Origin of the sequence: Pseudorhodoferax aquiterrae (assembly GCF_014652235.1) — a bacterium.
Taxonomy (GTDB): domain Bacteria; phylum Pseudomonadota; class Gammaproteobacteria; order Burkholderiales; family Burkholderiaceae_C; genus Pseudorhodoferax; species Pseudorhodoferax aquiterrae.
In genome coordinates this window covers 112,167-125,124 of the sequence record NZ_BMYK01000003.1, presented here as the reverse complement: position 1 = coordinate 125,124, position 12,958 = coordinate 112,167, and the positions used below count along the sequence as shown (strand labels likewise).

Below are 12,958 nucleotides of genomic sequence, written 5' to 3'. Positions count from 1 at the left end.
TACAACCCGTATGCTGAAACGGAGCCTGCGGGTTAGTACCTGAGTTGTAAGAATGCGTTGGCCCGGTGTCAGAGACGGGTCAGTGCGCACTCCAAGAATGCGCCCAGGCCCCGACCTGGGGTCGGCTACAACAGGAGACAACGCAATGGCAGCCACAATGCAAGGGGGCAAGCCGGTCGCGGCCAACCGCCCCATGACCAAGGAGGAGCGCAAGGTCATCTTCGCCTCGTCCATCGGCACGGTGTTCGAGTGGTACGACTTCTACCTCTACGGCACGCTCGCCGTGATCATCGGCAACCAGTTCTTCTCGGCGCTGGACCCGGCCTCGCGCACCATCTTCTCGCTGCTGGCCTTCGCGGCCGGCTTCATCGTGCGGCCGTTCGGCGCGCTGGTGTTCGGGCGCCTGGGCGACATGATCGGGCGCAAGTACACCTTCCTCGTGACCATCCTCTTGATGGGCCTGTCGACCTTCATCGTCGGCCTCCTGCCCGGCTACGCCAGCATCGGCGTGGCCGCGCCCATCATCCTGATCATCCTGCGCATGCTGCAAGGCCTGGCGCTGGGCGGCGAGTACGGCGGTGCCGCCACCTACGTGGCCGAGCATGCGCCGCCGGGCAAGCGCGGCTTCTACACCTCGTGGATCCAGACCACGGCCACGCTGGGCCTGTTCCTGTCGCTGCTGGTGATCCTGGGCGTGCGCACGGCCATCGGCGAGACGGCCTTCGCGGAGTGGGGCTGGCGCATCCCGTTCCTGGTCTCCATCCTGCTGCTGGGCGTGTCGGTCTACATCCGGCTGTCCATGAACGAGTCGCCGGCCTTCCTCAAGATGAAGTCCGAAGGCAAGGTCTCCAAGGCTCCGCTGTCCGAGTCCTTCGGCCAATGGCGCAACCTCAAGATCGTGATCTTGGCACTGATCGGCCTGACCGCCGGCCAGGCGGTGGTTTGGTACACGGGCCAGTTCTACGCGCTGTTCTTCCTGACGGGCGCGCTCAAGCTCGACGGCGCCACGGCCAACATCCTGATCGCGGTGGCGCTGATCGTGGCTACGCCCTTCTTCGTGATCTTCGGCAGCCTGTCGGACAAGATCGGCCGCAAGCCCATCATCATGGCCGGCTGCCTGCTCGCCGTGCTGACCTACTTTCCGGTGTTCAACGCGCTGACCAAGGCCGTCAACCCGGATTTGGCCGCGGCCCAGGCCAAGAACCAGGTGATCGTGACGGCCGACCCCAAGGAATGCTCGTTCCAGTTCAACCCCACGGGCACGGCGAAGTTCACGAGTTCGTGCGACATTGCCAAGCAGGTCCTGTCGGCCAGCTCGGTCAGCTACGACAACGTCGCCGGCCCGGCGGGCGCCCCGGCGACCATCAAGATCGGCGAGCAGGTCATCACGAGCTACAACGCGGCCGGCTTGGCCCCCGACGAGCTCAAGGCCAAGGACTCGGCGCTCAAGAAGGCCGTGGCCGACGACCTCAAGGCGGCGGGCTATCCCGCCAAGGCCGATCCGGCGAAGATGAACACCTTCATGACCATCGTGATCCTGGTCTACCTGGTGATCCTCGTGACCATGGTCTACGGCCCGATCGCGGCCATGCTGGTCGAGATGTTCCCGACCCGCATCCGCTACACCTCGATGAGCCTGCCGTACCACATCGGCAACGGCTGGTTCGGCGGCCTGCTGCCGGCCACCGCACTGGCCATCGTGGCGCAGACCGGCAACATGTACAACGGCCTGTGGTATCCCATCATCATCGCGGCCGTCACGCTGGTCATCGGCACCTTGTTCGTCAAGGAAACCAAGGACAACGACATCTACGCGAACGATTGAAGGGCGTTCTGCGCCCCCAGCAAAAAGGCCCGGTGACTCGGGCCTTTTTCATTCCACTCGCGCGATGCGTCCATCCCCGTCGTGGTGCACGGTGACGATGTTCATTTGCTGCCACTGTGCGACCTCTTCGGGCAGGCGGCCGTGGATGGCCGCCAGGTCGGCTGGCGTGGGGGCCGCGAAGCCCTTGCGCCGGTCCACGCCGCGAAAGCGCAGGTGGTTGTATTTGGCCCAGGCCAGCAGTCCGCCGCCGAGCACCAGGATGACCAGAGCGTAGACGCCCAGCACGCCGAGGAAGCCGCTGTAGCCTTCCATGTCGATCATGTGGAACTTGAACTGGTAGCCGAAGAAGGCCCAGCCGAGCACCGTGATGAGCGGCAGCCACAACACCACCCACAGCAACCAGAACACCGCCGTCAGCACGCCGAAGACCGCGCGCTGGTTGCCGCTCTGCAGGTCGGGGCGCTCGATGATGAGTGGATTCGCAGGGCGCTGGCCCATGTCGATGGGAAGAGTGCTCATGTCAGGCTCTCGTTGTGATTACGGTTGTGCCCGGATGCCGCGGTCCGGGCTGATCCAGGTGGCGCGCTTGCTGCCGCGCAGGATCACGCGGGGCACGGCCACCAGGGTGGTGAAGACGTTGAGGATCCAGAACGCCAACGGGTACCAGATCATCCAGTAGTAGTTGCGGCCCAGGCCCTGCTCGTAGCGGCGGTCGAGGAACATGGACACGGCGAACTGCAGCAGGCAGGTGGTGCCGATCACGACACCATGCCAGCCCGGGATCAGCGTGTTGACATGCCAGGGCTCAGGGATGTGCACGAACAGGCCTGCGATCCAGAGCAGGATCACCGCTGCCATGGTGTAGGCCCACAGCACGCTCGTGAAGTACTCGATGTAGACCGGGATCATGCGGCGGTGCCGCCACTGGCCGAACACGGCGCGCCGGCCGAACAGCACCTGCGTGCCGCCCATGGACCAGCGCAGGCGCTGGCGCCACAGTCCGCGGAAGGTCTCCGGCATCAGGATCCAGCACAGCGCGGCGGGCTCGAAGCGCACGTCCCAATGGCGCAGTTGCAAGCGCCAGCTGATGTCGATGTCCTCGGTCAGCGCATCGGGATTCCAGTAACCGGCATCGTGCAGCGCTGCGCGGCGGAAGCACACCATGACGCCGGACACCGTGAACACCTTGCCATAGGTGCGCTGGGCGCGCTTGATCAGGCCGATGATGGACGAGAACTCGCCGACCTGGATGCGGCCCAGCAGCGTGGAGCGTGTGCGGATGCGCGGGTTGCCGCTCACGGCGCCCACGCGCGGGCTGGACAGCAGCTGCCGCATCATCCACCGCAGGCAATGCGGATCGACGATGGAATCGCCGTCGATGCACAGGAAGTAGTCGTAGCGGGCCAGCGCGGCAGCCGTGTTGAGACCCACGGCCTTGCCCTGGTTGGCGGCCAGATGGATGGCGCGGATGCGGCTGTCCTCGCGCGCATAGCGATCGATCAGGGCTGGCGTGGCGTCGGTGCTGCCATCGTCGATCAACAGGATCTCGAACTCCGGGTAGTTCAGCGCGCGCAATGCCGCCACGGTCTCGTGCAGGTTGGCGGCCTCGTTGTGGCAGGGCACGAACACGCTGACCGGTGGGTAGGAGGGCAGCGGCGGCGGCTGGTCGTAAGCCGGGTCCTTGCGCTCGTAGTGGAAGTAGTAGTAAAGGCCGCCGCACATCCACACATAGGACATGAACAGCGGGTAGTAAAAGGTGAAATCGAACAGCCAGCCGATGCCGCGGGAGAGGTCGAAGTCCATGCGGGTCTCTCCTGTAGATCAGAAGCGCCAGGTGGCGTGCAGGTAGATGTAACCCTTGGTCTCGTAGACCCCGTCGTACGGGAAGCGCCGCGTACCGACGCCGTAGCGGGTCGAGAAGTCGGGACCGATGTTCCACTCGTGCTCGTAGCGCAGGTCGTGGAAGAAGTTCCAGCCATAGTCTTCGCGCATCCAGCCGCCGCCGGGGGCGTGCACGTCGCTGAACTGCTTGTAGCTGCCGATGGTGATGGCGGCGCGCTGGTTGAAGCTCTTGTCGTAGCGCCGCCAGGTCAGCCAGTCGCCGGCCAGCGTGACCGACAGCGCCATGTCGCGCGCCGGGTTGAAGTAGATCGCGTCGCGCAGCGTGTTGGCGCTGGCATAGAAGGCCGGCTGCAGGTCCAGCGTCTTGCCGTAGCCACTGTAGAGCCGCTCGGTCCAACTGGCCGCGAAGGACTTGCGGCGGTTGCCGTCGTTGAAGTCGTAGTAGGCGAGGTCCGCCGCGATGCGGCGCGACTCGTTCCACTGGTAGGCCGCGCCGACCAGGCTCTTGCTGGCATGCAGATAGCGGGGTGCGTTCAGGTAGTTCTCCGCATCCGGCATGCGGCCCTTGAGCGGGAAGTCGTTGGTCTGGCTCTCGTGCCGCGCGCGCACCGAGAAGTGGTCGCCGAACTGGCGGCTGCCACCGACCGCCCAGTAGGCGTCGTTGCCGTTGCGCAGATCCTGGCCCACTTCCATGCTGGCCTGCCAGTCGCGCCGCGTGATCTCGATGCCCATGCCGGCACGTTCGTGCTTGGCCGAGTTGTCGTCGAAGCTGGCGCGCGCCAGATGGTGGTTGGCATAGACGCGCTGACCGTCCCCGAACATGCCGCTGTACAGCGTGGACTCCCAAATGAGATCGTTGTTGCCGGCCACGTGGCCCTGGCCCAGGCCGCGCGTCGCGCCGCTGACCAGGAGGGGGCGCTTGCTGCGTTCCCAGGCGCGCACCAGGCGCTGCACGGCAGGGTGTTCGGGGGCGCTGCGTTGCAGGTCTTCGATGGCCGTGCGGGCCTGGGCGATGTCGCCCTGGGCCCAGATGGCTTCGGCCAGGCCCACGCGCGCGCGGATGTTGTCGGGCGAGCGGCTCAGAACGGCCTGGAAGCGCTCCGCGGCTGCGCGGGGCAGGCCGCGCCGTGCCAGCAGTTCGCCCTGGTCGAGCCACAGGCCGGCGTCATCGGGCAATTCGGCCTGCAGGGTATTCAGCGCAGCTTCGGCTTCGTTCAGGCGGTCGGCGAAGCGCATCAGCATGATGTCGGTTCGGCGTGCGGAAACGCTGGCCCCGCTGTCGCGCAATTGGTCCTGCGACACGGCTTCGGCCGCGGGGAAGTTCTCTGCCTCGACCTCGGCGAAGATCAGGCCGGAGCGGGCCGCGGCGTTGGTCGGCTCCTGCAGCAGTACGCGGCGGTACAGCGCTCGGGCTTCGGTCGGCTGGCGCAGCTGCAGCTGTGCGTCCGCCGCGGCCAGCACGACGTAGCTGGGCTGCGGGCCCTCGGCTTCGAGTTCCCGGAACAGCACCAAAGCGTCTTCCGCTTGGCCGCGTTGGCGCAGCGCGACGATGCGGTCGCGGCGCAGTCGCAGCAGCACGTCGGCAGCGCCTTGCGTGCGGGCTTGTTCGATGAGCCTGGCGTTCTCGGCGATGGCGGCCTCGATCGGGGCGTAGCGCGCCGATGTGAAGTCGCGGTCCAGCACTTCGATGGCTTCGCGGATGTGGCGGCCATTGGTGGCCTGGGCGTCGGCCAGCGTCGGCGTTGGCGCCGGAGCGACAACCGGGGCAGCAGCGATCGGCGCCGGCACCGGCGGCGTCGCTGTGGGCGCAGGCGCTGCCGCGACGGGTGGCTGCGCGCCGAGGGCCAACAGGCGCTCGCCGAAGGGCCGGGCGCGCTGGCCTTCACCGCGTGCCTGCAGGGCGGCGAACGCCGACTGCAACATGGGCACATCCTGCCGCGCCAGCACCAGCGTGCGGCGCAGCTGCGCGTCGGCCTGGGCCGGCTTGCCGTCGGCCAGCAATGCCAGGCCTGCACCCAGCGCGGCGTCGGCGCTGCGCGGGCGGCGCTGCGCCAGCAAGCCGTAAGCCTGGGCTGCGCGCGCACCCTCGTTGCGGCTCAGGGCAGATTTGCCGATCGCGGCGAGCACGTAGTCTGGTGTGTTGGCACCAAGGCGCAGCGTGCGGCTGCTGGCCAGCGCCTCTTCGTGCCGTTCGGCCCAGCTTTGCACGGCAATCAGGTCGTGCCGCACATCGAGCCGGCGCGGGTTCTGGGCCAGCAGGTCCTGCAGCGTGGCCAGGGCGCTGTCGTACTGGCCGGCGCGCGCCTGGGAGATGGCCTGTCCGTAGCGGTCGACCGCCCAACTGGGCGATGTGCAACTGGCCAGCAACAGCGCTGCGACGCAGGCCTGCAGGCGCGAGCGGGCGTGGCTCTGGACGGGCGCCCGGTTCATGCGGCCGACCGTGCGGCCGAGAGGCTGCGCCGGCGAATACTCCACAGGCCCAGCAGGGCGGCGCTGAACAGCGCCACCGAGGTGGGTTCCGGCACCTGGTTGTACAGGTTGCCTTCATCGATGCTCGTCCAGGCGGTGGCGCCGGGACCGCGCCAGCCCAGGTCGATCACGCCGGCTTCCAGGCGGTTGAAATAGGTCATGTCGATGCCGTAGTAGCCTTGTTCCAGGTACAACTCGTCGATGCCGTTCATGGCCAGCAGTTCGTACAGGCCACGTCCGCTGCTGCCCGCCAGCGTCTCGTGCGCCATGCCGAGGCTGGCGTTCAAGCCGGTCAGCGTGAAGGTGAAGCCATCATCGGCGAACACGCCGAAATCGTAAACACCTGCGACACCCACGTAGAGGTAGCCGGAGAACACGGCGGCGTAGTTGAACTCGCCGCCGCAGTGCGCGAGGCTCTCGGCCTCCGTTTGCAGTGGGCAGCCGTTCGCGCCGCCGACGATGGGGGCCAGCGCGCGCTGATAGTCCTCGCCCCAGACGCCGTAGGCGCCGCTGGCCTGGGTGTTGTTGTAGATGTTGTTGGCGTAGCTGACCTGGCCCGTGCTGGTCGCGGTCTTGGTCACGTAGGGGTTGCTGCCGGAGACGATGCCGCCGATGTCGCTGGTGGACCAGATGCCGGTGCCCCAGCCGTAGGCGCCAATGGCTTGGGTGGTGCCGTTTTCGTCGGTGTAGAGCTGGTTGCTGAAGTGTGCGTCGTTCTGCACCTTGTACCAAGTGCCGGACAGACCGCCAGCCACACTGCCGGTCGGGGCGGCGCCAGTGACCAGCGGATTCAGCGTGACGGTGGCCGCTGCGGCGGCCGATGACAGCACCACGCCAGCGCACAGCATGGCGATCTTGGACAGCTGCGGGAGAGGAATGGATTTGCTCATGTTCAGTGCCTAGTGCGGTTGGTTTGTATGCAACGAATTGTGAAAACTTCTGAGAAATCGCCGCGTGAAGAAGTCCACGCAACACGGTGGGTCTGCAGGACGGGCAACACACCAACGCACAGCTCCACAAGGTCTTTGTGAACATTTGCACGCTTTACAGCACGGATCAGGAGCTCTCCCTACAATCCCCCGCCTTCCACGTCTGCCACCCCACCAAGCCATGTCCCAGGGAACCATCGCCATCCGTGGCGCGCGCCAGCACAACCTCAAAAACCTGGACCTCGACATCCGCACTGGCGAGCTGACCGTGGTGACCGGCCCCAGCGGCTCGGGCAAGTCCAGTCTGGTGTTCGACACGCTCTACGCCGAAGGCCAGCGCCGCTATGTCGAAACCTTCTCGGCCTATGCGCGCCAGTTCCTGGACCGCATGGACAAGCCGGCCGTGGACCGCGTCGAAGGCGTGCCGCCGGCCATCGCCATCGACCAGACCAACCCGGTCCGCTCCTCGCGCTCCACGGTCGGCACGATGACCGAGCTCAACGACCATCTGAAGCTGTTGTTCGCGCGCGCCGGGCAGCTGTTCGACAAGGCCACTGCGCAGCCCGTGCGCCACGATTCGCCCGACAGCATCTACGCCCAGCTGCAGGCGCGCGCGGCAGAGCAGGGCGATCCGCGGCTGGTGCTGACCTTCCCGGTCGAGCTGCCGGCGGGCACCTCGGCCGAGCAGGTGGCCGAGTGGCTGTCGGCCAGCGGTTTCACGCGCATCCAGGCCGAGCGCGAAGTGGCCACGCCTGCAGGCCCGCGCAAGCTGCTGGACGTGGTGGCCGACCGCTTCCGCTTGGCCGGCACCGAGCGCGTGCGCGCGATCGAGGCCATCGAGACCGCGCTCAAGCGCGGCGCCGGCCGGCTCAACGTCTACGCGCTCGCCGCCGATGCCGAGGCCGCACCCGAGATCTGGCGCTTCTCCACGGGCCTGCACTGCCCCGACAGCGATTTGCGCTATGCGGACCCGATCCCGTCCATGTTCTCGTTCAACTCGCCGGTCGGTGCCTGCGAGGCCTGCCGTGGCTTCGGCCGCGTGATCGGCGTGGACTACGACCTCGTCATCCCGAACGACAAGATGACCCTGCGTGCCGGCGCCATCAAGCCCATGCAGACCCCCGCCTGGCAGGAGGCCCAGGACGACCTCATGCGCCACGCCGAAGCCGCTGGCATCCCGCGCGACACGCCCTACAAGCAGCTGACGCCCGAGCAGAAGCACTGGGTGATCCACGGCTCGCCGCACTGGAACGGCAAGTGGAACCAGCACTGGTTCGGCGTCAAGCGCTTCTTCGAGTACCTGGAGAGCAAGGCCTACAAGATGCACATCCGCGTCTTGCTGTCCAAGTACCGCAGCTACACGCCGTGCGAAACCTGCGGCGGCGCGCGCCTGAAGACCGAGAGCCTGCTCTGGCGCCTGGGCAGCAAGGAAGACGCCGATGCTGTGCTCGACCCCGCCAAGCGCTTCATGCCGCAGGGTGTGCAGTGGTCGCGCGCGCAGCTCGAGGCCTTGCCCGGGCTGACCCTGCACGACCTCATGCTGTTGCCGATCGACCGGCTGCGCCGCTTCTTCGACCGGCTCTCCGGCAGCACCCATGCCGTCGACCCCGGCGAGGCCCAGGCGCTGCGCCTGCTGTTCGAGGAGATCACGACGCGGCTGCGCTACCTGTGCGACGTGGGCATCGGCTACCTCACGCTGGACCGCCAGAGCCGCACCCTGTCGGGCGGCGAGGTGCAGCGCATCAACCTGACGACCGCGCTCGGCACGTCGCTGGTCAACACGCTGTTCGTGCTCGACGAGCCCAGCATCGGCCTGCACCCACGCGACATGCACCGCATCATCGAAGCCATGCAGCGCCTGCGCGATGCCGGCAACACGCTGGTCGTCGTCGAGCACGATCCGGCCGTGATGTTCGCGGCCGACCGCATGATCGACATGGGCCCCGGCCCCGGTGCGCGCGGCGGCAGCATCGTGTTCGACGGCAGCACCGCGCAGCTGCGCCAGGCCGACACGCTCACGGGCCAGTACCTGGGCGGGCGCAAGCAGATCGGCATCGGCCAGCGCCGCGTGGTCGGTGACAACACGCCGCGCCTGATCCTCGAAGGCGCGCGCGAGCACAACCTGCGCGACGTGACGGTCGACATCCCGCTGCAGCGCCTGGTCTGCGTGACCGGGGTCAGCGGCTCGGGCAAGTCCACGCTGATCCAGGACGTGCTGGCGCCCGCACTGGTACGCCACTTCGGCCGCGCCACCGAGTCGCCCGGCCTGCACGACCGCCTGTTGGGCGCCGACCACCTGGCCGACGTCGTCTACGTGGACCAGTCGCCCATCGGCAAGACCGCGCGCTCCAACCCGGCCAGCTACGTGGGCGCCTGGGATGCCATCCGCACGTTGTTCGCCGATGCGCCGCTGGCGCGCCAGCGCGGCTACACGGCGTCCAAGTTCAGCTTCAACAGCGGTGACGGGCGCTGCCCGACCTGCGGCGGGTCTGGCTTCGAGCACGTGGAGATGCAGTTCCTGTCGGACGTCTACCTGCGCTGCCCGGACTGCGACGGCAAGCGCTACCGTCCCGAGATCCTCGAGGTGCACATCGAGCGCCGCGACGTGGCCAACGCCCGCCGCCGCGCCTTCAGCGTGGCCGACGTGCTGGAGCTCACCGTGAGCGAGGCCGTGCAGGTGTTCGAGAACGACCGCGAGGTCGTGCGCGCGCTGCAGCCCATCCTGGACGTGGGCCTGGAATACGTGAAGCTGGGCCAGCCCGTGCCCACGCTGTCGGGCGGCGAGTCGCAGCGGCTCAAGCTCGCGGGCTTCCTGGCCGAGGCCGCCAAGAACGCCGCGCCCTCGCGCCAGAACCTCGCGCGCAAGGGCACGCTGTTCCTGTTCGACGAGCCGACCACGGGCCTGCACTTCGACGACATCGCCAAGCTCATGCGCGCGCTGCGCAAGCTGCTCGACGCCGGCCACTCATTGGTCGTGATCGAGCACAACCTGGACGTGATCCGCGCCAGCGACTGGCTCATCGACATGGGCCCCGAAGGCGGCGACGGCGGCGGCCTGGTGGTGGCCACGGGCACACCCGAGCAGGTGCGCGCGCATCCGACATCGCACACGGGGGCCGCGCTGCGCGAGTACGAAGCGGCCATGGCGCCGGGCCAGGCCCTGTCCGTGCAGGAGCCGGCGCCACGCTACGCCGCGGCGGCCCCTGCCGCCATCGAGATCGTCAACGCCAAGGAGCACAACCTCCAATCGCTGTCGGTGCAGATCCCGCGCGGCAGCTTCAACGTGGTCACGGGCGTCAGCGGCTCGGGCAAGTCCACGCTGGCCTTCGACATCCTGTTCAACGAAGGCCAACGCCGCTACCTCGAATCGCTGAACGCCTATGCGCGCAGCATCGTGCAGCCGGCCGGCCGGCCCGAGGTCGACGCGGTCTACGGCATCCCGCCGACGGTGGCCATCGAGCAGCGCCTGTCGCGCGGCGGCCGCAAGTCCACGGTCGGCACCACCACCGAGGTCTGGCATTTCCTGCGCCTGCTCTACGTCAAGTTGGGCGTGCAGCACTGCGTGAAGGACGACGCACCCGTGCAGCCGCAGACGCCCGACAGCATCGCAGCCCAGCTGCTGCGCCAGTTCCGCGACCAGCACGTGGGCCTGCTCGCGCCGCTGGTGGTCAACCGCAAGGGCGTCTACACGGAACTGGCCGACTGGGCACGGCCGCGCGGCTACACGCATCTGCGCGTGGACGGCAACTTCCTGCCGACCACGGGCTTTCCGCGCATCGACCGTTTCAAGGAGCACACCATCGAGCTGCCCGTGGCCAGCCTGGACGTGACGCCGGCCAACGAAGCCCGGCTGCGCGAAGCCCTGGCCCAGGCGCTCGAGCACGGCAAGGGCGTGGTGCACGTGCTGAGCCAGCTCGACGGCCTGCGCGCCGCCATGGCGGACGGCCAGCCCACGGCCCCCATCGGCCAGCTGCTGGTGTTCTCGGCCAAGCGCGCCTGCCCGGTCTGCGCGACCTCCTACGCCGAACTCGATCCGCGCCTGTTCTCCTACAACAGCAAGCACGGCTGGTGCCCCGACTGCGTGGGCACGGGCGTCAAGCTGACCCGGGAACAGCGCGCGGTCTACGACGACTCCGTGCGTGACGACGACAACAAGGGCCGCGAGCAAACCTTCGCCGAACCCGAGGCCGAGGACGTGGGCGAGCAGGCCTGCCCGACCTGCGCGGGAACGCGCCTCAACGCCACGGCGCGCGCCGTGCGCTTCGACGGCCGCGCCATCACCGACATCGCACGCATGTCGGTCGGCGAGGTGCGCCGCTGGATCCAGTCGCTGCGCGCGCCGGGCCGCCTGCCCACGCGCGAAGCCGACATCGCACGCGACCTGCTGCCCGAGATCGCGAGCCGGCTGGAGTTCCTCGAAGAGGTGGGCCTGGGCTACCTCACGCTGGACCGCGGCGCGCCCACGCTGTCGGGTGGCGAGGCCCAGCGCATCCGCCTGGCCGCGCAGCTGGGCAGCAACCTGCAGGGCGTCTGCTACATCCTGGACGAGCCGACCATCGGTCTGCACGCGCGCGACAACCACATCCTGCTCAACGCGCTGCACAAGCTCGGCGACAAGGGCAACACGCTGGTCGTCGTCGAGCACGACGAGGACACCATCCGCCGCGCCGACCACCTGATCGACATCGGCCCCGGCGCCGGCAAGCGCGGCGGCCGCCTCGTGGCCCAGGGCAATGCGCAGGACCTGGCGCAGACCGAGGACTCGGTCACCGGCCGCTACCTGCGCGATGCCATGCGCCATCCGCTCAAGGCCCGCCGGGACACCGCGCCCGGCACCAGCTGGCTCTCGGTGCGCGGCGCGCGCGAGCACAACCTGCAGAACGTCGACGCGGATGTGCCGCTCAAGCGCCTGGTCGTCGTGACGGGCGTCAGCGGCTCGGGCAAGTCCACGCTCGCGCGCGACGTGCTGCTGTCCAACGTGCAGACCGTGGTGGCGCAGAAGTCCACCCAGGCCGGCCTGGCCGCGCTCACGCTGCACGGCGCCACCTGGACTGGCTGCGACGAGGTGCGCGGCTACGAGCAGATCGACCGCGTGCTCGAAGTCGACCAGACGCCCATCGGCAAGACCCCGCGCAGCTGCCCGGCCACCTACATCGGCTTCTGGGACACCATCCGCAAGCTGTTCGCCGAGACGCTGGAGGCCAAGGCGCGCGGCTACGGCCCTGGCCGCTTCTCCTTCAACACCGGCGAGGGCCGCTGCCCGAGCTGCGAAGGCCAGGGCATCCGCACCATCGCGATGAGCTTCCTGCCCGATGTGAAGGTGCCTTGCGAAAGCTGCCACGGCGCGCGCTTCAACCCCGAGACGCTGGCCGTGAGCTGGCGCGGCAAGAGCATCGGCGAGGTGCTGCAAATGGAGGTCGACGAGGCGGTGGAGTTCTTCGCCAGCATGCCCAACATCGCGCATCCCTTGCAGCTGCTCAAGGACGTGGGCCTGGGCTACCTCACACTGGGCCAGCCTTCGCCCACGCTGTCGGGCGGCGAGGCGCAGCGCATCAAGCTGGTCACCGAACTCAGCAAGGTGCGCGACGACGTGGGCCGCCGCGGCCAGAAAGCCCCGCACACGCTCTACGTGCTGGACGAGCCCACCGTGGGCCTGCACATGGCCGACGTGGAGAAGCTGATCCGCGTGCTGCACCGCCTGGTCGACGGCGGCCACAGCGTGGTCGTGATCGAGCACGACCTGGACCTCATCGCCGAGGCCGACTGGGTGCTGGACCTGGGACCCGAGGGCGGCGACGGCGGCGGGCGCATCGTCGGCGCAGCGCCGCCGGAGGAGCTGGTGCGCCTGGGCACGGCGACCGGCAAGGCCTTGGCGCCGGTGCTGGCGCGCTGA

The 12,958-nt window shown here is 68.3% G+C and carries 6 protein-coding genes; 2 read left to right on the top strand and 4 right to left on the bottom strand.

What is annotated here, in order from left to right; translation table 11 throughout:
- Positions 1–145: 145 nt before the first annotated feature.
- On the top strand, positions 146–1,825 hold the full coding sequence (locus IE209_RS05845; RefSeq protein WP_229882707.1) for an MFS transporter: 1,680 nt from the start codon (positions 146–148) through the stop codon (positions 1,823–1,825).
- 48 nt (positions 1,826–1,873) lie between these two features.
- On the opposite strand, the gene pgaD is transcribed toward IE209_RS05845, so the two are convergent.
- From pgaD to IE209_RS05825, 4 genes are read right to left on the bottom strand one after another with little or no spacing between them, the layout of a single operon-like run.
- A complete protein-coding gene (gene pgaD / locus IE209_RS05840; RefSeq protein ID WP_189686030.1) occupies positions 1,874–2,344 on the bottom strand; it encodes a poly-beta-1,6-N-acetyl-D-glucosamine biosynthesis protein PgaD in 471 nt (156 codons plus the stop codon).
- Positions 2,345–2,362: 18 nt separating this feature from the next.
- Complete coding sequence (pgaC, locus tag IE209_RS05835; protein WP_189686029.1) at positions 2,363–3,628, bottom strand: poly-beta-1,6-N-acetyl-D-glucosamine synthase; 1,266 nt, start codon at positions 3,626–3,628, stop codon at positions 2,363–2,365.
- A gap of 18 nt (positions 3,629–3,646) precedes the next feature.
- A complete protein-coding gene (gene pgaA, locus IE209_RS05830; protein WP_189686028.1) occupies positions 3,647–6,097 on the bottom strand; it encodes a poly-beta-1,6 N-acetyl-D-glucosamine export porin PgaA in 2,451 nt (816 codons plus the stop codon).
- Positions 6,094–7,026, bottom strand: a complete 933-nt coding sequence (locus IE209_RS05825; protein WP_189686027.1) for a PEP-CTERM sorting domain-containing protein — start codon at positions 7,024–7,026, stop codon at positions 6,094–6,096. Before IE209_RS05825 ends, pgaA begins: the two co-directional genes overlap by 4 nt.
- Positions 7,027–7,246: 220 nt before the next feature.
- Here IE209_RS05825 and uvrA point away from each other — a divergent pair, with 220 nt between their 5' ends.
- On the top strand, positions 7,247–12,958 hold the full coding sequence (gene uvrA, locus IE209_RS05820; RefSeq protein WP_189686026.1) for an excinuclease ABC subunit UvrA: 5,712 nt from the start codon (positions 7,247–7,249) through the stop codon (positions 12,956–12,958).

What these genes read in the sequence shown, in the direction of transcription:
- pgaD (WP_189686030.1), bottom strand. Translation starts at nt 2,344, where the DNA reads ATGAGCACTCTTCCCATCGACATGGGCCAGCGCCCTGCGAATCCACTC.
- uvrA (WP_189686026.1), top strand. Translation starts at nt 7,247, where the DNA reads ATGTCCCAGGGAACCATCGCCATCCGTGGCGCGCGCCAGCACAACCTC.
- pgaC (WP_189686029.1), bottom strand. Translation starts at nt 3,628, where the DNA reads ATGGACTTCGACCTCTCCCGCGGCATCGGCTGGCTGTTCGATTTCACC.
- IE209_RS05845 (WP_229882707.1), top strand. Translation starts at nt 146, where the DNA reads ATGGCAGCCACAATGCAAGGGGGCAAGCCGGTCGCGGCCAACCGCCCC.
- IE209_RS05825 (WP_189686027.1), bottom strand. Translation starts at nt 7,026, where the DNA reads ATGAGCAAATCCATTCCTCTCCCGCAGCTGTCCAAGATCGCCATGCTG.
- pgaA (WP_189686028.1), bottom strand. Translation starts at nt 6,097, where the DNA reads ATGAACCGGGCGCCCGTCCAGAGCCACGCCCGCTCGCGCCTGCAGGCC.